The organism is Pseudomonas mucidolens (assembly GCF_900106045.1).
Lineage (GTDB): Bacteria > Pseudomonadota > Gammaproteobacteria > Pseudomonadales > Pseudomonadaceae > Aquipseudomonas > Aquipseudomonas mucidolens.
Genome location: NZ_LT629802.1, coordinates 1,547,022 through 1,565,520, shown reverse-complemented (window position 1 = coordinate 1,565,520; position 18,499 = coordinate 1,547,022). Strand labels below are relative to the sequence as shown.

The window sequence follows — 18,499 nt, the reverse complement described above, 5'->3', positions numbered from 1 at the left end:
TGCATTGGGAAAGCAGCAGCAGGCAAGACAATGAGCAGTCCAGCTTTGGTGAAGCGGACGGCCCTTCCCTCAAGCTCTAGGATTTTTGGAGAACGACAGCATTACGCTGAAACGCACGAACCTTAGGACTAAAAAATACATAGGCAGCGAACGCTAACAGGGAGACAGCGAAAACAGTTAGCGCGATTGCTTCTTTGACGTTTTCCTTGATGCTCGCAACGGTAGAAACCAAAAGCATAACTGCACTTACAGCACACAAGAAGGCGAGGGTATTACCGGCGGCTCTACTTCCTCTGAAAACGAAGAAGAACAAGGCCACTGAAACCGCAAAGCGGCCTGCAGTGACTGGCATGAATTCAGTAACCATCTGCCAGACGAGGTAGAAGAAGTAAGCAATTGCAACAGCAACAATCGGGAGAGGTGGTCTGTTTTTCATAACGGCTCACTGGAACATGAGATTGAATATGTTACTCCAGCCAGACAAGGGTTAGCACTGTCACCTGCGTGCCGAAGCGCAGGCTGTATCGGATATCGCTCGGCCCTCCATCGTGATAGCAGGGTGGCCACCTTGTCCCGAGCCTGAGCGGATTTTGTCGCGGCGTAGACGGGCAACACTCGGAGGGATTCGAGCGATATCCGATGCGGGCGATACCCCGCTTCGAATCTATAGATCTTCAGTCATCCCTATCATCGCGGTCATCGTCGTGACGGTCACGGTCACGACCATATTTGCGAGCATATCGTCGGTCATCACGATCATCATCTCTACGGTAGCGACCATGGTCATCGTCATATCTACGATCGTATCTGCGACCGTGATCATGGTCCCTGTCACGATCACGACCGTACCCTCCTCTGTCGTCCCAATTAGGCACGCATCCACCCAGCAGGAGAGACCCAGAGAGGGTCAAAAGCATAATTACTGCGCGCTTCATTTCAACGTCCTGATAACAAGTAAGGGCTGGGTTTTTGGACTGCAAATCAGCTCAATAATTCAGTTGTGAAACAGGGCAACTCGAAAAGCCCAAGACAGCAAGCGCCCCCTTCCCCGCCTCTATTACGCCAGCACTCACCCCTGCGCCCATCGGCAACCCGCGGGAGGCATGAGTGGTGACGAATGCAGGTGAGCCAACAGTGAGGAATCAGCAATGCGCCCAGTAATGACGATGGCCCCGAAATGGGAAGCCAACAAAAAGGTCGGTAATAAAGACCTTCGCGAAGCCCGCTTTCATCAGTGGGGTTGTGAGTACGAAGAGTTTGAATCCGGCCCCGGCAACTACACCGTTGCGGTGGTTGAGTTTGCTGATGGGTCCATCGGGACGGTGATGCCCGAGTGCAAGTGCAGGGCTGCATGTGGATCACGGATCGGAAGTGGTGGCATATCGGGATGTATTGCCCACTGCTTAAAGCTGCCAGTGAGATCCTAGACCTGGGCGATGCAAGCCGCCTGCTGGGGCATACCGACAAGCGCATCACCGAGACGGTTTACAGGCGCGTTGGAGAGATCGTGAAACCGACGCGCTGACACCCAACTTGCAATAAGTTGCGGAAACCGCATGAAAAGATGCGGAAACCATCTACCGCTTAACGATAATAATTGTTGAACCCCAAAAACACAAAAGCCCCGCAATCGCGGGGCTTTCGTTTGAATCTTGGCGGGAAACCAGGGATTCGAACCCTGGGAACGCTATTAACGTTCGCCGGTTTTCAAGACCGGTGCATTCAACCACTCTGCCAATTTCCCTTGTGCAACACAGGATTATAGTAGCCCATCCTGTCTCAGCGGGCGCCATAATACCCGAATGAAACACACTGTCAAACTCTGTGCATGGCTTGTTACAGAGCGTCTGTTATGATCTTTGCGACTGAACGTTTCAAAACTGAAGGAGTGTCGCCATGCGCGAACAGGATTACGCAGTTAATAGCAACGTGCAGGCTGAGCAGCTAGAGGTTAGCCGCGTCCTGCGCAATACATACGGCTTGCTCGCTCTCACCCTCGCGTTTAGCGGCGTGATGGCGTATGTGGCACAACAGCTGCGCGTCGGCTACCCGAATATCTTCGTGGTGCTGATCGGTTTCTACGGTCTGTTTTTCCTTACCAACAAACTGCGCGATTCGGCCTGGGGCCTGGTGTCGGCGTTTGCCCTGACGGGTTTCATGGGATTCTTGCTGGGCCCTATCCTTAACCGGTACCTGGGCATGCAGGGCGGCGCGGAAGTGGTCAGCTCGGCATTTGCGATGACTGCGTTGGTGTTTGGTGGTCTGTCGGCTTATGTGCTGATCAGCCGTAAGGACATGAGCTTCCTCGGCGGCTTCATCACTGCTGGCTTCTTCGTGTTGCTGGCGGCCGTACTGGCAAGCCTGTTCTTCCAGATCAGCGGCCTGCAACTGGCGATCAGTGCGGGTTTTGTGCTGTTCTCCTCGGCCTGCATTTTGTTCCAGACCAGCGCCATCATTCATGGCGGCGAGCGTAACTACATCATGGCTACCATCAGCCTGTATGTATCGATCTACAACCTGTTTATCAGCTTGTTGCAGATCTTCGGCATCATGAGCCGCGACGACTAATCGCAACCTCATGCAAAAAGCCCGCTTCGGCGGGCTTTTTGTTGTCTGCGGCTTTATCATTGGCCCAGGTTTGCCTACAGAGTGTTCCATGAAGTTCGCGATTGCGCTTTTTTCCGCCGCCCATGCGCCCTCCTCGCGCCGCGCCCTGCTCTTCGCTCAGGCAGCGCTGGCTGGTGGGCATGAGATCGTGCGGTTGTTTTTCTATCAGGATGGCGTCTACAGCGCGTCCAACTCGGTGGTGACACCACAGGACGAGCAGGATATAGCTCAACAATGGCGAGCCTTTGTCAGCACGCATCAGCTGGACGGCGTGGTGTGCATCGCTGCCGCATTGCGCCGTGGGGTGCTGGACAACGAAGAGGCTTCGCGCTACCAACGCAGCGCGGTCAATCTGGACGCCCCTTGGACGCTGTCTGGTCTTGGACAATTGCACGATGCAATCCAGGACGCCGACCGCCTGATCTGCTTTGGAGGGCCCTGACGTGTCTAAATCCCTGCTGATAATCAGCCGCCAGGCTCCGTGGTCCGGACCGGGCGCACGCGAAGCACTGGATGTCGTGCTGGCCGGCGGCGCATTTGATTTGCCGATTGGCCTGTTGTTTCTGGATGACGGGGTGTTTCAACTGGCCACGGGCCAGGACGCCAAAGCCATCCAGCAGAAAGACCTGAGCGCCAATCTTCAAGCGCTGTCTCTGTTCGGTATTGATGAGGTTTTCGCTTGCAGCAAGAGCCTTGCCGAACGCGGGCTGGCTTCGCCTGGCAGCGTGCAGCCGCTGAGCAGTGAACAGATTTCCCAAATGTTTGAGCGTTACGACCAGGTGATGACCTTCTGATGTCGACCTTGCACGTATTATCCCATTCTCCTTTTACCGACAGCCGGCTGGACAGCTGCCTGCGCCTGTGTGGCGCGCAAGATGCGGTCTTGCTGTGCGGAGACGCGACATACGCCCTGCAAGCCGGCTGCTCAGCGTTCAGGGCCTTGCAAGCCAAGCCCCTGAACGTCTTTGTACTTACCGAAGATAGCCAGGCTCGTGGCCTGCAGGTGCCCGACTGGGCATGCGCTGTCGACTATCCGGCGTTTGTCCAGTTGTCGATCGAGCATGACAAGGTCAACACCTGGCTATGAACACCTTGACCGTAGGTGAACAAACCCTGGCGCTGGACAAGGACGGCTATCTGGTTGATCTGAATCAGTGGTCGACGGATGTGGCACATGCCCTGGCTGCAGTTGAAGCCCTGGAACTGACGCCCGAGCACTGGGAAATCCTCGAGCTGCTCCGGGGCTTCTATCAGGAATTCCAGTTGTCACCCGCCACCCGCCCGCTGATCAAGTACACCGCCTTGAAGCTGGGCCCGGAAAAGGGTAACAGCCTGCACCTCAACCGACTGTTCAACGGCACTCCCGCCAAACTCGCCGCCAAGCTGGCGGGCCTGCCCAGGCCGACGAATTGCTTATGACCGACTTTGCCCCGTTGATGACCGAAACACCTTCCGAACACCCGTTCGCGCCGTTCGTGCGCATTCTCGGTAAAGGCAAGCGCGGCGCCCGCAGCCTGACCCGCGAAGAAGCGCGGGAGGCCATGGGCATGCTGCTCGATGAACAGGTCGAAGACACCCAACTCGGCGCGTTCCTGATGCTGCTGCGCCACAAGGAGGAAAGCCCGGAAGAGCTCGCGGGCTTCACCGAGGCCGTGCGCGCGCGCCTCGACGCTCCGGTGCTGAACATTGATCTGGATTGGCCTACCTACGCCGGTAAGAAACGCCACCTGCCGTGGTACTTGCTGGCCGCCAAGTGCCTGGCACAGAACGGCGTGCGTATTTTCATGCACGGTGGCGGCGCGCATACCGCTGGTCGGCTCTACACCGAGCAGTTGCTGGAAGGACTACAGATTCCGTTGTGCCGGAACTGGCAGCATGTCGAGACGGCGCTTGAACAGGGTAACCTTGCGTTCATGCCACTGGGTGACTGGGCACCGCAACTGCAGCGCATGATTGATCTGCGCAACACCTTGGGCCTGCGCTCACCGATCCATTCCCTGGCACGCATCCTCAACCCGCTGAACGCGCGTTGCGGCCTGCAAAGTATCTTTCACCCCGGCTACCAGGGCGTACACCGCGATGCCAGCGGCCTGCTCGGTGACACTGCCATCGTGATCAAGGGCGACGGTGGCGAGATTGAGATCAATCCCGACACCCTCAGCCACTTGTATGGCACCCGCGGCGGCGCCAGTTGGGACGAAGAGTGGCCTGCCCTCTCCACCCAGCGCCACGTCAAGCCAGCAGTACTCGACCCTGAGCACTTGAAGGCCGTTTGGCGTGGCGAAGTGCAGGACAGCTATCCGCAATTGGCGTTGATTGCCACCATGGCCTTGGCGCTGCGCGGTCTTGGCCAGCCGAGGGAACAGGCCTTTGAACAGGCCAGACAGTACTGGGATGCGCGGAACAAATCGATTTAATCGATAATTCACCCCCAGCCTTTGCGCTATTTCTTCGAACTCAGATGATTAGACTGACTCCAACGCTTATAAGCCAAGGAGTTAGTCATGGGTTTGCTGATCGAAGGACGCTGGCATGACCAGTGGTACGAAAATAGCGCAGATGGCGCCTTCCAGCGGGAGCAGGCGCAACGCCGTAACTGGGTCACTGTCGATGGTCGACCCGGCCCGACCGGAGATGGCGGTTTCGCTGCCGAAGCCGGACGCTATCACCTCTATGTTTCCCTTGCCTGTCCCTGGGCTCATCGCACACTGATACTGCGCACACTCAAAGGCCTGGAAGATCTGATCGACGTGTCGGTGGTCAGTTGGTTGATGCGGGAAAACGGCTGGACGTTCGACAAGGCCCACGGTTCCAGTGGTGATGCGCTCGACGATTTCACCTACATGCACCAGCGCTACACCGCCGACACTGTCGATTACACCGGTCGGGTCACCGTGCCCGTGCTGTGGGACAAACAGTTGAAGCGAATTGTCAGCAATGAATCGGCGGAGATCATCCGGATGTTCAACAGCGCGTTTAACGAGCTGACGGGGAATACGCTCGACTTCTATCCTGAGACGCTACGCCCCAAGATCGATGCGTTGAACGAACGGATTTACCCGGCGGTAAACAATGGTGTCTACCGTGCAGGCTTTGCCACTTCGCAACAGGCTTACGAAACGGCGTTCGATGAAGTGTTTGCCGAACTGGACTGGTTGGAACGCCACTTGAGTGATAATCGCTATTTGGCTGGCGCGTACCTGACCGAGGCCGATGTACGCCTTTTCACTACACTGATTCGCTTTGACGCGGTGTATTACAGTCACTTCAAGTGCAATTTGCGACGGATTGCGGATTATCCGAACTTATCCAACTGGTTGCGCGAACTGTATCAATGGCCAGGCGTGGCCGAGACCGTGGATTTTGCTCACATCAAAGGGCATTACTACGCCAGCCACCAGACAATCAATCCGACAGGGATTGTGCCGAAAGGGCCGCTACCAAACTTTGATACCCAGCATGATCGGCAGAAGCTGGTCAGCGAAGGTGTATGGAACTGAACAGGCCCTTGATCCTGGTGGAGCAAGCTTGTTTGCGAGAAACTCGAGAACGCCGCGTTAAGCACCAGACCGCTGCATTATCGTTGAGGTTTTTCGCGAGCAAGCTGGCTCCTGCGGATCAGACCTGGGATTGAGCCCCTTCAAACCACTTCAGTTGCTCACGCAGCTGCACCACTTCTCCCACGATGACCAATGTCGGCGCATGAACCTCATGCTCCGCCACCAATCGCGGCAGGTCAGCCAGGGTGCCGGTAAACACCCGCTGGTTGGACGTGGTGCCTTGCTGGATCAATGCGGCCGGGGTATCCGCGGAACGACCATGCTTGATCAGTTGCTCGCAGATGATCGGCAGTCCAATCAATCCCATGTAGAACACCAGGGTTTGTGACGGCGCTACCAGATCACTCCAGGGTAAATCCGACGTGCCGTTCTTCAAGTGCCCGGTGATGAAACGCACCGATTGCGCATGGTCGCGGTGAGTCAGGGGAATACCGGCATAGGCCGCACAGCCACTGGCCGCGGTAATGCCCGGCACCACTTGGAACGGAATGCCATGTGCCGCCAGCTCTTCGATCTCTTCGCCACCACGCCCGAAAATGAACGGATCGCCGCCTTTGAGACGCAGCACACGCTTGCCCTGCTTGGCCAAATCCACCAGTTGCTGGTTGATCTGATCCTGCGGCACCGCATGCTCGGCCCGACGCTTGCCGACGTACACGCGCTCGGCATCACGACGGCACAGCTCAAGAATCGCGGGCGCCACCAGACGGTCGTACAACACCACATCGGCCTGCTGCATCAAACGCAGGGCACGAAAGGTCAGCAAGTCCGGATCACCAGGGCCTGCACCGACCAGATACACCTCGCCCGGCGCATGGGGCGGCGCGCCATTGATCTTCTCCACCAGCAAACGCTCGGCTTCATCGCCCTGCCCGGCCAGTTGTCGATCGGCAATCGGGCCCTGGAAAACCTCTTCCCAGAACGCCCGACGTTGCTGTACGTCCGGAAACAAGCCTTTGACCTGATGGCGAAAGCGCGCCGCCAATCCAGCCAACTGGCCGTACGTCGACGGAATCCAGGTTTCCAGCTTGGCGCGAATCAACCGCGCCAACACCGGCGCGTCGCCACCACTGGAGACCGCAATCACCAACGGAGAACGGTCGACAATCGCCGGAAAGATCACGCTACACAGTGCGGGCGCATCCACCACGTTGACCGGCACGCAACGACGTCGTGCATCGTTGGACACCTGAGCGTTCAGCGGTTCATCGTCGGTCGCGGCAATAATCAGCACGCAGCCATCCAGGTCTGACGCCTGATAGCCGCGCACAATCAGCTCACCGCCACTGTTCGCTACCAGTTCACGCAACTGATCCTCGATCTGCGGAGCAACCACCCGCAACAACGCGCCGGCATCGGCCAGTAGCCGGGATTTGCGCAACGCAATTTCCCCGCCACCGACGACTAATACACGGCTGCCGCGCAGGTTATGAAACAGCGGCAGAAATTCCATTTAGCCGATGACCTCAACGCCAGCCATGTAAGGCTTGAGCACTTCAGGAACGCGGATCGAACCGTCGGCCTGCTGATAGTTTTCCAGCACCGCCACCAAGGTACGGCCTACGGCCAGGCCGGAGCCGTTAAGGGTATGGACCAGTTCCGGCTTACCGGTTTCCGGGTTACGGAAACGCGCCTGCATGCGGCGGGCCTGGAAGTCACCGCAGTTGGAGCACGACGAAATCTCGCGGTATTTGTCCTGGCTCGGCACCCATACTTCCAGGTCGTAGGTTTTCACCGCGCTGAAACCCATGTCACCGGTGCAAAGTGCCAGTACGCGGTATGGCAGCTCCAGCAATTGCAGGACCCGCTCGGCATTGGCGGTCAGGCCTTCCAGCGCCTCCATCGAGGTCGACGGTTCGACCACCTGCACCATCTCGACCTTGTCGAACTGGTGCTGACGAATCATCCCGCGAGTATCCCGGCCGGAAGCACCGGCTTCACTGCGGAAGCACGGCGTGTGAGCGACGAACTTCAACGGCAATTGCTTGGCGTCGAGAATTTCACCGGCAACGATATTGGTCAGCGACACTTCAGCCGTCGGGATCAGGTACAAATCGGCTTCGCCATCGCGGCTGATCTTGAACAAGTCCTCTTCGAACTTCGGCAACTGGCTGGTGCCCATCAACGCCGGTGCCTGCACCAGGTATGGGGTCCAGGCTTCTTCGTAGCCGTGTTCGCCGGTGTGCAGGTTGATCATGAACTGCGCCAGGGCGCGGTGCAGACGAGCAATCGGACCACGCAGCAAGGCAAAACGGGCGCCAGACAGCTTGGCTGCGGTCTCGAAATCCAGGCCACCACTCAGTTCGCCCAGGGCGACATGGTCCTTGATCTCGAAATCAAAAGCCTTCGGCGTGCCCCAACGGCGCACTTCCACGTTACCGTCTTCATCTGCGCCAACCGGCACGGATTCATGGGGCAGGTTGGGAATACCCAGCAAGATCGAATCCAGCTCGGTCTGGATCGCGTCCAGTTCGACTTTGCCTGAGGCCAGCTCGCCCGCCATGCGCTCGACGTCTGCCATCAACGGTGCGATGTCTTCACCGCGCTGCTTGGCCTGACCGATGGATTTGGAGCGCGCATTCCGCTCAGCCTGCAGTGCTTCGGTGCGGGTCTGGACGGTCTTGCGCTGTTCTTCCAGCGCTTCGATGCGTGCAACATCCAAGGCAAAGCCACGGGATGCGAGGCGGTCCGCTACGTCCTGAAGGTTGCTACGTAACAGTTTGGAATCGAGCATGTCGGTCTCTCGTTATCAAAGTTTGGTCAGGGACAGGCCGGCCCAGGTGGCGAGCAGCCCGCCGAATACACTGATGGCCGCGTAGCCTATAGCCAGCGGCACTTGCCCGCTTTCCAGCAGGCGCACGGTATCCAGTGAAAAGGATGAAAAAGTGGTCAAGCCGCCAAGGAAGCCCACCAACAACCCGGCACGCACCTCCACAGGCACCTCCGGGCGTAACAAAAACAGGCCGTATAACATGCCGATCAGCAGGCAGCCCACGATATTAACGGCCAGCGTCGCGGTATAGAAGTGTTTCGGCCAATTGGCGTTAACCCAATTGCCCGTCGCAAAACGCAATAGCGTACCCGCAACACCGCCCACCGAGACAGCAACGACCAAGGGAATCATGATTTTCTCCGCTGCCGGGGGCTCAAACGGTCGAGTGCGGCCAGATGATTGAGCTTTTCACCGATCTTCAACTCCAGGCCGCGCGGCACCGGCTGATAGAACGGCTGGGGCTCGAGCGCCTCTGGAAAATAGTCCTCACCGGCGGCATAGGCATCCGGCTCGTCATGGGCATAACGGTATTCGTCACCATAACCCAACTGTTTCATCAGCTTGGTCGGCGCATTGCGCAGATGCAGCGGCACTTCCAGCGAACCGTGCTCGGCGGCGGCACGCAATGCCGACTTGAAGCCCATGTACACCGCGTTGCTTTTCGGCGCGCAGGCCAGATACGTGATGGCCTGGGCCACCGCCAACTCGCCTTCCGGACTGCCCAGTCGTTCCTGCACCTCCCAGGCCGCCAGGCACAGGCTCAAGGCTCGGGGATCGGCGTTGCCGATATCTTCGCTGGCCATGCGCACCACACGTCGTGCCAGGTACAACGGGTCGCAGCCACCGTCGATCATGCGTGCAAACCAGTACAACGCACCGTCCGGGTTGGAACCGCGCACTGACTTGTGCAACGCGGAGATCTGATCGTAGAACGCTTCACCGCCCTTATCAAAACGCCGACGGGTATCGCCCAGCAAACTTTGCAGCAGGTCGACACCGATTTCCCCGCCATCCTCGGCCAGGTCGGAGGCATTCTCCAGCAGATTGAGAAAACGCCGACCATCGCCATCGGCGGCCGTGAGCAGAATCTTGAAACCTTCCTCACTCAGGCTCAACTGGCGCTTGCCCAATCCTTTGTCTTCGGTAAGCGCACGCTGCAGCAACTTTTGCATCGCTGCTTCGTCAAGGCTCTTGAGCACATAGACTCGCGCCCGGGACAGCAAGGCGTTGTTCAACTCAAAGGACGGGTTTTCGGTGGTCGCGCCAATAAATATCAGCGTGCCGTCTTCCACATAAGGCAGGAACGCATCCTGCTGCGACTTGTTGAAGCGGTGCACTTCGTCGACGAACAGAATCGTGCGCTTGCCGTACTGACCCGCCTGCTGCTTGGCAACTTCAACCGCCTGGCGGATCTCCTTCACGCCAGCCAGCACCGCCGAGACCGTTTCAAAGTGCGCGTCAGAGACTTTCGCCAGCAGCCGGGCCAGGGTGGTCTTGCCCACGCCTGGCGGCCCCCAGAAAATCATCGAATGCAGGGCACCCTGCTCCAGGGCTTCGCGCAGGGGCTTACCGCGAGCGAGCAAGTGCTCTTGCCCGACATATTCTTCCAGATTCGTCGAGCGCAGGCGCGCTGCCAAAGGCTGGGCAATCGGGTCACTTCGAAACAGGTCCATGGGCAGCGTTTGAAACCTCTAAGCAGTTTATTCCTGGATCACGTCGGCACCCTTGGGGACGTCGAACTTGAACGTGGAAGCGGGGACCGGCTGGTTAGCCTTGACGCCAGTGAATAGGATATTGGTGCGCTGGCCGATGCTGTCGATCAATTGCATGTCGTTGATCACGCCGTTACGAAATGACAGACGCAGGGTGTCGAACAGCGTGTCCTTGGACTTGGGCTTGAGGGTGAAGTCGATCACACCGCTTTGTTGCTTGGACGTGATGTCGAAACTTTCGCTGATCTGCGACACATCACCCGACAACAGCAATGCCGGCGTCTGGCTCAGGCGCGGGTCAAGGGTCTTGATGGTCGCTTGTTCCAGGTCCGGGTCCCACAAAGTGACTTTCTTGCCGTCAGAGACGATGGTCTGCTCATTCGGCTCGGCGGTTTTCCAGAAGAAAAGGCCCGGACGCTGTACCGCCATTTCGCCAGCGGTTTCCTGCAATTGGGTGCCGCTACCGTCCAGGGTCATCTGGGAAAAATTCGCCGTCAGCGTCTTGGATTTGTCCAACAGATTGGTCAGGCTCGCGACAGACGCCGGATCGGCGTGCGCGGTAACCGTGGTCAGGGCCAGTGCGGGCAACAACAGCATGCGGATAAGGCGCATGAGAGTCCTCATAAAATTCGTGTGAAGGGCGTGCCGCGTGTTGCCACGCGGCACGTGAGTCAGTCGCGCATCTGCCCTGGAGCGATGACTTCGCGCGAGCCGTTGGTATTCATGGCGGTCACGACGCCGGCCATTTCCATGGCTTCGATCATGCGGGCGGCGCGGTTGTAGCCGATTTTCAGTTTACGCTGCACCGCAGAAATCGAGGCACGGCGGCTTTCCAGCACGAACGCCACAGCCTCGTCGTACAGCGCGTCGGTTTCAGCATCGTCATCGCCACCGCCACTGCCGCCTTCAAAGCCGCTGCCAGCCTCTTCGACACCGTTGAGGATGTCGTCGTTGTACTCCGGAGCTCCGCGCATCTTCCAGGCTTCCACCACCCGATGCACTTCATCGTCGGATACAAAGGCACCGTGAACACGAATCGGCAGGCTGGTGCCCGGTGGCATGTACAACATGTCGCCGTGGCCCAGCAGTTGTTCGGCACCGCCTTGGTCGATGATGGTCCGGGAGTCGATCTTGCTCGATACCTGGAACGCCATGCGGGTCGGAATGTTGGCCTTGATCAGACCGGTGATCACATCCACCGACGGCCGCTGGGTCGCCAGAATCAAGTGAATACCGGCCGCACGGGCTTTTTGCGCGATGCGCGCGATCAGTTCCTCGACCTTCTTGCCGACGATCATCATCATGTCGGCAAATTCATCGACCACCACGACAATGGTCGGCAGCTTGCTCAGCAGCGGCGCTTCATCGTGAATGTTTTCGCGCTTGTACAGCGGATCGGTCAACGGCGTGCCGGCGTCCTGCGCTTCCTTGACCTTGGCATTGAAGCCGGACAGGTTACGCACTCCCATCTTCGCCATCAGCTTGTAGCGGCGCTCCATCTCGGCGACGCTCCAGCGCAGGGCGTTGGCGGCGTCCTTCATGTCCGTCACCACCGGGCACAGCAGGTGCGGAATGCCTTCGTAGATGGACAGTTCGAGCATTTTCGGGTCAATCATGATCAGCTTGGCGTCTTCCGGGCCAGACTTGAACAGGATCGACAGGATCATCGCGTTCACACCCACCGACTTACCGGAACCGGTCGTACCGGCCACCAGCAAGTGCGGCATTTTCGCCAGGTCGGTGATGACGGGCTTGCCGCCGATGTCATGGCCCAATGCCAAGGTGACCGGAGACTTGAAGTTGTCGTACTCAGGCGTCGAAAGCACTTCGGAGAAGCGCACGATCTGTCGATCTTCATTTGGAATCTCGATGCCGACCGTGGTCTTGCCAGGGATCACTTCCACCACGCGCACGCTGGTCACGGCCAGCGACCGCGCCAGGTCTTTGGCCAGGTTGGAGATGCGGCTGACCTTGACGCCGGCGGCCGGCTGGATTTCGTAACGGGTAATCACGGGACCGGGGTGAATCGAGTCCACCGAGACTTCGACGCCAAATTCCTTGAGCTTGATTTCCAGCAGATGGCCAACCGCTGCCAACGATTCCGGAGAATAGTTGAGCTGTTTCTTTTCCGCAGGGTCGAGGATCGAAATCGGTGGCAAGGTGCCTTCAACCGCGCTATCGATGAACAATGGCGCCTGCTTTTCCTTCTGTACACGATGGCTTGGTTCGGGTGCCTTGGCCGGCGCCGGGGCGATCACCGGTGGCACTTGTTTCTCGCGATCCGTCATGTGCTTGGTCAGGGCCTGCTCACGCTCGATCAGCCGCTCCTTGACCTTGGCCTGTTCGCGACGATCCGGCGTACTCGGCGCCACGACTTCGTTCACACGGCTATCGACTTCACGCAACTGCGCAACCATGCGCTTGCGCTCCACCCGCGCCGACCACCAGCGGTTGGCGGCGGTCTGGAACAGCTCGAACAGGTCGAGGGTGATCTTGCCGGTCACGTCCATGACCTTAAACCAGGACAAATCAGTAAAGACCGTCAAGCCAAACAGGAACAATGCGATGAACATCAAGGTGCTGCCCTGAATGTTCATTGCCCTGCGGGCCAGGTCACCCAGGCTTTCACCCAAGGCCCCGCCCGCACCCGCCGGCAATCCGGTGGGTGCATGAAAATGGATATGCGCCAACGCGGCGCCAGACAGGATCAGGAAAACCAGGCCGATCAAGCGCCAGGAGAACAGCCAGCCGCTCCACTGCCACGGCTCATGACGCTGACGGAAGATCTGCCAGGTCTTGATAGCCAGCAACAGCGGGAAGATATAGGCGAAATAGCCGAGGATCATGAACAGGATATCGGCGCTGTAGGAGCCCACGGGCCCGCCGAAGTTCTGCACATCATCGATCTTGCTGTTATGGCTCCAGCCCGGATCATCCTTGCCATAGGTGAGCAAGGCCATCATCAGGAACAGGCATAACGCACCGATGGCAATCAGCGCGCCTTCCTTGAGCCGATAGTGCAGATGCTGGCGCCATGCCGGAACTACTGCTGTTTTAGGTGCTGCGGCGGATTTCTTCAAAACTGGTCTTTTCCTGCGCCTTTAGCGCGTCCAACTGTTGAATGACTGCGAAAATACTGCCCAATCCGGACAGTTGAAAAATGAACGAGCGTCATCAACACTCCTTTTAACACTCTGTAACTGAATCATGAATGGCGGTAACGCCTGCATACAAGGATCCAGCGCAGCCATTGTACGGGTTTGTGTACCCGTTGCCACGCCGCGGCCTTGCTCTGCACAAGATAGCCAAGCGCATTTTTCAGGTATTTCAATTTGAGCATGCATTGTCTTTGCTGACAAAGGCTTATGCCCTGTTTTTATCAGACTGGACAAGCTTTGCCGAGGATCACCTCTCGTCATCCGCCCAATGGACGATGATATGACGCGATTACGACCACGCCCCCGCCACAGAGTTGCAGACACACCCGCTCACGCATCGGCGCGCTGATTGTGCGATGACGCTGGCCGCGCCGCGCCTGGTCGACAATAATCACTGCATATCGCGATGGGCCCAGGCCTGTCACCGCCCTCCCCTTCCGTAAGCCTGAATACCATGCTCACCTGGTTACAACGCAATACCCTCACGTTTCCACCGCTGGAAAAAGCCATGCGTGAACCCAACGGCCTGCTCGCGGCCGGCGGGGACTTGTCTGCCGACCGACTGATCCAGGCATACCGTCATGGCTGCTTTCCCTGGTTTTCGGAGGGGCAGCCGATACTCTGGTGGTCACCCGACCCGCGCACGGTATTGTTCCCCAACGAGCTGCATGTCTCCCGCAGCCTGGGCAAGTTACTGCGCCAGCAGCGCTACAAGGTGACGTTCGACCAGGACTTCGCCACCGTGATCCAGGCCTGCGCCGCGCCCCGCAACTATGCGGACGGCACCTGGATCACCGAAGCGATGCAGAATGCCTACCTGCAACTGCATCAACGCGGCTACGCCCATTCTGTTGAAGTCTGGGACCAGGACGAACTGGTCGGCGGCTTGTACGGCCTGGCGATGGGTCAATTGTTTTTTGGTGAATCCATGTTCAGCCGTGCCGACAACGCATCGAAAGTCGGCTTCGTAACGCTGGTCAGGCAATTACAGGCCTGGGGCTTCGTATTGATCGATTGCCAGATGCCCACCGACCATCTGCATAGCCTGGGTGCCCGCGCCATACCCCGCAACGTGTTTGCCGGTTTTTTGCGCGACCACCTGGACCAGGCCAGCGACGCAGCATGGGTTTCTTAGGCGACTTGCTCACGCGTGGCTTACACTTGTTTCAAAGCTTATCCGAGGGCTGATCATGACCGAGCTGGCGCGCTTGAAGTTTTATGCCACTCAACCTCACGTTTGCAGCTATCTGCCCGATGAGCAGGCCACCACGCTGTTCCTCGATCCTAGCCAGCCGATGGACGTGCATGTCTACGCCGACTTGTCAGAGATGGGGTTTCGGCGCAGTGGCGATCATCTTTACCGGCCTCACTGCCAACACTGTAACGCCTGCGTTCCGGCGCGCATCCCCGTGGATCAGTTCCAGGCGAATCGAAACCAGAAACGCATCCTCAAGCGCAACGCCGACCTGACTGTGACACCCGCCAAGCCAGGGTTCAGCGAAGAATATTTTGACCTTTACCAACGCTATATCGAACAACGCCACGCCGATGGCGACATGTTCCCCCCCAGTCGCGATCAGTTTTCCACCTTTCTGGTGCGTGAACTGCCGTTTTCGCGCTTCTACGAGTTTCGCCTTGAAGGACGACTGCTGGCGGTTGCCGTCACTGACCTGCTACCCAATGGCCTGTCGGCGGTCTACACCTTCTACGAACCCGACGAAGATCGCCGCAGCCTCGGGCGTTTTGCCATTCTCTGGCAAATCAGCGAGGCACGCCGCCTGAAACTGGAGGCGGTCTACCTTGGATACTGGATCAAGAACTGTAAAAAGATGAACTACAAGACCCAATATCGGCCGATTGAGCTGCTGATTAATCAAAGATGGGTCACGCTTAACTAGAACCCCTTGGCTTAAACACCCTTTTTCGGGCACAATGCACGCCGCTTTTGCCTGGCGCAGTTGCACCGGGCCATTCACTGGATACCGAGGGCTTTACTGCATGTCGAAAGAAGACAGCTTCGAAATGGAAGGCACTGTCGTCGACACCCTGCCCAACACCATGTTTCGTGTGGAGTTGGAAAATGGGCACGTCGTAACCGCGCATATCTCCGGCAAGATGCGCAAGAACTACATTCGTATTCTTACCGGTGACAAAGTGCGCGTCGAACTGACGCCCTATGACTTGAGCAAAGGGCGCATCACTTACCGCGCTCGTTAAACAAGTCAATACAAAACGCCCGGCTATGCCGGGCGTTTTTGTGTGCACAGGATTTATGAGACGCAAGACTGTAGGAGCGAGCTTGCTCGCGAAAAACCCCAGACAACACATTGAATCAGAAAGCATGCGTTATCGTTGACGCTCTTCGCGAGCAAGCTCGCTCCTACATGAGCACCGCTATCAGGCCATTTCGGCGGTGGTTTCGAACTCGAAGGTCAGCTCGCCGTCCTTCAGATCGATATGCACCACGCCACCATGGTCGGACAATTCGCCAAACAGAATCTCCTCGGCCAACGGACGCTTGATCTTGTCCTGGATCAGGCGCGCCATTGGGCGGGCGCCCATTGCCGCGTCGTAGCCGCCTTCGGCGATCCAGCTGCGCGCCGCCTCTGTGACCTCCAGTTGCACGCGCTTGTCTTCCAACTGCGCCTGAAGTTCGGTAAGGAACTTGTCCACCACACTCTTGATGACCTCATGACTGAGGCGACCAAACTGGATGATGGTGTCCAGGCGGTTACGGAATTCCGGCGTGAAACTCTTCTTGATCACTTCCATGGCATCGGAAGAGTGATCCTGATGAGTGAAGCCGATCGAAGCCCGCGCGGCCGTTTCGGCACCGGCGTTGGTGGTCATGATCACGATCACGTTACGGAAGTCCGCCTTGCGTCCGTTGTTATCGGTCAGGGTCCCGTGGTCCATGACCTGCAACAGCAGATTGAAGACTTCCGGGTGAGCCTTTTCGATCTCATCAAGCAGCAATACGCAATGCGGATGTTTGGTGATCGCCTCAGTCAACAGACCGCCCTGGTCGAAACCGACATAACCCGGAGGTGCACCGATCAGGCGCGACACAGTGTGACGCTCCATGTACTCGGACATGTCGAAACGCACCAGCTCGATCCCCATGGCCTTGGCCAACTGCCGTGCCGCTTCGGTCTTGCCGACGCCGGTAGGCCCGGCAAACAGGAACGAGCCGACCGGTTTATCCGGCGACTTGAGGCCCGCACGGGACAACTTGATCGCCGTCGACAGCGAGTCGATGGCGGCATCCTGGCCAAACACCGTCAGCTTGAGGTCGCGCACCAGGTTACGCAGCAGTTCCTTGTCGGAACTGGTGACGTGTTTCGGCGGAATTCGCGCGATTTTCGCCACGATATCCTCGACCTGAGGCACGTCGATACGCTTCACGCGCTTCTCGACCGGTTGCAGGCGCTGATAAGCCCCCGCCTCGTCGATCACATCGATCGCCTTGTCCGGCATGTGCCGGTCATTGATATAGCGCGACGCCAGCTCGGCGGCGGAACGTAAGGCTTCGTCGGTATATTCGATGCCATGGTGCGCTTCAAACCGGCCCTTGAGACCGCGCAGAATACCGATGGTATCTTCGACCGAAGGCTCGGACACGTCGACTTTCTGGAAGCGCCGCGCCAAAGCGCGGTCTTTTTCGAAGATCCCACGGAATTCCTGGAACGTGGTCGAACCGATGCAGCGGATATCACCCGACGACAACAACGGCTTGAGCAGGTTGGAAGCGTCCATCACCCCGCCGGAAGCTGCGCCGGCGCCAATGATAGTGTGGATTTCATCAATGAACAGAATCGCCTGAGGGCGTTTTTTCAGTTCGCCAAGCAACGCCTTGAAACGCTTCTCGAAGTCGCCACGGTACTTGGTCCCGGCGAGCAACGCGCCAAGATCAAGCGAATAGACAACGCTGTTGGCCAGCAAGTCAGGCACCTGGTTATCCACGATGCGCTTGGCCAGGCCTTCGGCAATCGCGGTCTTGCCCACGCCCGCCTCGCCTACCAGCAGCGGATTGTTTTTGCGCCGACGCGCGAGGATCTGCGCTACGCGCTCCACTTCGAGCTCACGCCCCACCAGCGGATCAATCCGCCCCTGGCGCGCCAGTTCGTTGAGGTTGCTGGCATACGCATCCAGCGGGTTGCCCGAAGACGACGGCTCACCACCTTCTTCGTCCTGCATATCCTGCTCGCCTTCGGAAGGATCGCCGTGCCCTGGCACTTTCGAGATACCGTGGGCGATGTAGTTGACGACATCGATACGGGCAACGCTCTGCTGCTTGAGCAGGAATACTGCCTGGCTTTCCTGCTCACTGAAGATGGCAACCAATACATTGGCGCCCGTGACTTCACGCTTGCCGGAGCTCTGTACGTGAAAGACAGCACGCTGCAATACCCGCTGAAAACCCAGGGTTGGCTGGGTCTCACGGTCCTCGTCATGAACCGGGATCAGTGGCGTCGTGGAGTCGATAAACTCCTGCAGATCATGCTTGAGCTTGTCGAGGTTGGCGCCGCACGCCCGTAAAACGGTGGCAGCAGCTTCGTTATCCAAAAGTGCCAGCAGCAGGTGCTCGACGGTCATGAATTCATGACGTTTCGAGCGAGCCTCCTTGAAGGCAAGATTGAGGGTGACTTCGAGCTCGCGGTTTAACATAGCTTCACCTCATACCCAAGT

The 18,499-nt window shown here is 58.1% G+C and carries 19 protein-coding genes, 1 tRNA gene and 1 pseudogene; 11 read left to right on the top strand and 10 right to left on the bottom strand.

Translation table 11 applies throughout. The features are described from left to right. Nucleotides 1-76: 76 nt before the first annotated feature. Nucleotides 77-436, bottom strand: a complete 360-nt coding sequence (locus tag BLU75_RS07560) for a hypothetical protein (protein ID WP_084378024.1) — start codon at nt 434-436, stop codon at nt 77-79. 228 nt (nt 437-664) lie between these two features. Beyond that, nucleotides 665-841, bottom strand: a complete 177-nt coding sequence (locus BLU75_RS27190; protein ID WP_157720755.1) for a hypothetical protein — start codon at nt 839-841, stop codon at nt 665-667. A 564-nt stretch (nt 842-1,405) separates the two neighbouring features. Between BLU75_RS27190 and BLU75_RS28265 the strand changes: the two are divergent. Continuing rightward, nucleotides 1,406-1,525: pseudogene (locus BLU75_RS28265) on the top strand (integrase); the annotation flags it as partial. A 128-nt stretch (nt 1,526-1,653) separates the two neighbouring features. Here BLU75_RS28265 and BLU75_RS07545 read toward each other — a convergent pair. Then, nucleotides 1,654-1,744, bottom strand: a tRNA-Ser gene (locus BLU75_RS07545). A gap of 152 nt (nt 1,745-1,896) precedes the next feature. On the opposite strand from BLU75_RS07545, the gene BLU75_RS07540 reads away from it, so the two are divergent. The 7 genes from BLU75_RS07540 to BLU75_RS07510 all read left to right on the top strand — a co-directional run bounded on the left by BLU75_RS07540 (nt 1,897) and on the right by BLU75_RS07510 (nt 6,107). Further along, on the top strand, nt 1,897-2,568 hold the full coding sequence (locus BLU75_RS07540; RefSeq protein WP_084378026.1) for a Bax inhibitor-1/YccA family protein: 672 nt from the start codon (nt 1,897-1,899) through the stop codon (nt 2,566-2,568). An 88-nt stretch (nt 2,569-2,656) separates the two neighbouring features. After that, a complete protein-coding gene (tusD, locus tag BLU75_RS07535; protein ID WP_084378027.1) occupies nt 2,657-3,049 on the top strand; it encodes a sulfurtransferase complex subunit TusD in 393 nt (130 codons plus the stop codon). Nucleotide 3,050: 1 nt separating this feature from the next. After that, on the top strand, nt 3,051-3,401 hold the full coding sequence (gene tusC / locus BLU75_RS07530) for a sulfurtransferase complex subunit TusC (protein ID WP_084378028.1): 351 nt from the start codon (nt 3,051-3,053) through the stop codon (nt 3,399-3,401). Then, nucleotides 3,401-3,694: a sulfurtransferase complex subunit TusB gene (tusB, locus tag BLU75_RS07525; protein WP_084378029.1), complete on the top strand. Its 294-nt coding sequence runs from the start codon at nt 3,401-3,403 to the stop codon at nt 3,692-3,694. The genes tusC and tusB overlap by 1 nt, the downstream gene beginning before the upstream one ends. Next, entirely contained in the window at nt 3,691-4,026 is a 336-nt protein-coding gene (locus tag BLU75_RS07520; protein ID WP_084378030.1) for a TusE/DsrC/DsvC family sulfur relay protein, read from the top strand. Before tusB ends, BLU75_RS07520 begins: the two co-directional genes overlap by 4 nt. Beyond that, nucleotides 4,023-5,024 carry a glycosyl transferase family protein gene (locus BLU75_RS07515; protein WP_084378031.1) on the top strand — a complete coding sequence of 334 codons (1,002 nt, stop codon included), beginning with the start codon at nt 4,023-4,025 and terminating at the stop codon, nt 5,022-5,024. Before BLU75_RS07520 ends, BLU75_RS07515 begins: the two co-directional genes overlap by 4 nt. A gap of 87 nt (nt 5,025-5,111) precedes the next feature. Then, nucleotides 5,112-6,107, top strand: coding sequence for a glutathione S-transferase family protein (locus BLU75_RS07510; protein WP_084378032.1), 996 nt, complete (start codon nt 5,112-5,114; stop codon nt 6,105-6,107). A gap of 118 nt (nt 6,108-6,225) precedes the next feature. Here BLU75_RS07510 and cysG read toward each other — a convergent pair whose 3' ends face one another. From cysG to BLU75_RS07480, 6 genes are read right to left on the bottom strand one after another with little or no spacing between them, the layout of a single operon-like run. Further along, nucleotides 6,226-7,620: a siroheme synthase CysG gene (gene cysG / locus BLU75_RS07505; protein WP_084378033.1), complete on the bottom strand. Its 1,395-nt coding sequence runs from the start codon at nt 7,618-7,620 to the stop codon at nt 6,226-6,228. Beyond that, nucleotides 7,621-8,901, bottom strand: coding sequence for a serine--tRNA ligase (gene serS, locus BLU75_RS07500; RefSeq protein WP_084378034.1), 1,281 nt, complete (start codon nt 8,899-8,901; stop codon nt 7,621-7,623). A 15-nt stretch (nt 8,902-8,916) separates the two neighbouring features. Then, the gene (gene crcB, locus BLU75_RS07495) at nt 8,917-9,291 is read right to left on the bottom strand and encodes a fluoride efflux transporter CrcB (RefSeq protein ID WP_084378035.1); all 375 of its coding nucleotides are present in this window, start codon (nt 9,289-9,291) and stop codon (nt 8,917-8,919) included. Further along, complete coding sequence (locus BLU75_RS07490) at nt 9,288-10,613, bottom strand: replication-associated recombination protein A (RefSeq protein ID WP_084378036.1); 1,326 nt, start codon at nt 10,611-10,613, stop codon at nt 9,288-9,290. The genes crcB and BLU75_RS07490 overlap by 4 nt, the downstream gene beginning before the upstream one ends. Nucleotides 10,614-10,640: 27 nt before the next feature. Next, entirely contained in the window at nt 10,641-11,264 is a 624-nt protein-coding gene (lolA, locus tag BLU75_RS07485) for an outer membrane lipoprotein periplasmic chaperone LolA (protein ID WP_084378037.1), read from the bottom strand. 59 nt (nt 11,265-11,323) lie between these two features. After that, on the bottom strand, nt 11,324-13,732 hold the full coding sequence (locus BLU75_RS07480; RefSeq protein ID WP_084378038.1) for a DNA translocase FtsK: 2,409 nt from the start codon (nt 13,730-13,732) through the stop codon (nt 11,324-11,326). Between the two features lie 532 nt (nt 13,733-14,264). Between BLU75_RS07480 and aat the strand changes: the two genes are divergently transcribed. From aat to infA, 3 genes are all read left to right on the top strand, one after another. After that, entirely contained in the window at nt 14,265-14,945 is a 681-nt protein-coding gene (gene aat, locus BLU75_RS07470) for a leucyl/phenylalanyl-tRNA--protein transferase (RefSeq protein ID WP_084378040.1), read from the top strand. A 55-nt stretch (nt 14,946-15,000) separates the two neighbouring features. Beyond that, complete coding sequence (locus tag BLU75_RS07465; protein ID WP_084378041.1) at nt 15,001-15,708, top strand: arginyltransferase; 708 nt, start codon at nt 15,001-15,003, stop codon at nt 15,706-15,708. A 100-nt stretch (nt 15,709-15,808) separates the two neighbouring features. Continuing rightward, entirely contained in the window at nt 15,809-16,027 is a 219-nt protein-coding gene (infA, locus tag BLU75_RS07460; protein ID WP_002553999.1) for a translation initiation factor IF-1, read from the top strand. Between the two features lie 180 nt (nt 16,028-16,207). Here infA and clpA read toward each other — a convergent pair whose 3' ends face one another. Beyond that, nucleotides 16,208-18,478, bottom strand: a complete 2,271-nt coding sequence (gene clpA, locus BLU75_RS07455) for an ATP-dependent Clp protease ATP-binding subunit ClpA (protein WP_084378042.1) — start codon at nt 18,476-18,478, stop codon at nt 16,208-16,210. Nucleotides 18,479-18,499 lie beyond the last annotated feature (21 nt).

What these genes read in the sequence shown, in the direction of transcription:
- tusD (WP_084378027.1), top strand. Translation starts at nt 2,657, where the DNA reads ATGAAGTTCGCGATTGCGCTTTTTTCCGCCGCCCATGCGCCCTCCTCG.
- cysG (WP_084378033.1), bottom strand. Translation starts at nt 7,620, where the DNA reads ATGGAATTTCTGCCGCTGTTTCATAACCTGCGCGGCAGCCGTGTATTA.
- BLU75_RS07520 (WP_084378030.1), top strand. Translation starts at nt 3,691, where the DNA reads ATGAACACCTTGACCGTAGGTGAACAAACCCTGGCGCTGGACAAGGAC.
- infA (WP_002553999.1), top strand. Translation starts at nt 15,809, where the DNA reads ATGTCGAAAGAAGACAGCTTCGAAATGGAAGGCACTGTCGTCGACACC.
- BLU75_RS07560 (WP_084378024.1), bottom strand. Translation starts at nt 436, where the DNA reads ATGAAAAACAGACCACCTCTCCCGATTGTTGCTGTTGCAATTGCTTAC.
- BLU75_RS07510 (WP_084378032.1), top strand. Translation starts at nt 5,112, where the DNA reads ATGGGTTTGCTGATCGAAGGACGCTGGCATGACCAGTGGTACGAAAAT.
- serS (WP_084378034.1), bottom strand. Translation starts at nt 8,901, where the DNA reads ATGCTCGATTCCAAACTGTTACGTAGCAACCTTCAGGACGTAGCGGAC.
- lolA (WP_084378037.1), bottom strand. Translation starts at nt 11,264, where the DNA reads ATGCGCCTTATCCGCATGCTGTTGTTGCCCGCACTGGCCCTGACCACG.
- BLU75_RS07490 (WP_084378036.1), bottom strand. Translation starts at nt 10,613, where the DNA reads ATGGACCTGTTTCGAAGTGACCCGATTGCCCAGCCTTTGGCAGCGCGC.
- crcB (WP_084378035.1), bottom strand. Translation starts at nt 9,291, where the DNA reads ATGATTCCCTTGGTCGTTGCTGTCTCGGTGGGCGGTGTTGCGGGTACG.
- clpA (WP_084378042.1), bottom strand. Translation starts at nt 18,478, where the DNA reads ATGTTAAACCGCGAGCTCGAAGTCACCCTCAATCTTGCCTTCAAGGAG.
- aat (WP_084378040.1), top strand. Translation starts at nt 14,265, where the DNA reads ATGCTCACCTGGTTACAACGCAATACCCTCACGTTTCCACCGCTGGAA.
- BLU75_RS07465 (WP_084378041.1), top strand. Translation starts at nt 15,001, where the DNA reads ATGACCGAGCTGGCGCGCTTGAAGTTTTATGCCACTCAACCTCACGTT.
- BLU75_RS07515 (WP_084378031.1), top strand. Translation starts at nt 4,023, where the DNA reads ATGACCGACTTTGCCCCGTTGATGACCGAAACACCTTCCGAACACCCG.
- BLU75_RS07540 (WP_084378026.1), top strand. Translation starts at nt 1,897, where the DNA reads ATGCGCGAACAGGATTACGCAGTTAATAGCAACGTGCAGGCTGAGCAG.
- tusB (WP_084378029.1), top strand. Translation starts at nt 3,401, where the DNA reads ATGTCGACCTTGCACGTATTATCCCATTCTCCTTTTACCGACAGCCGG.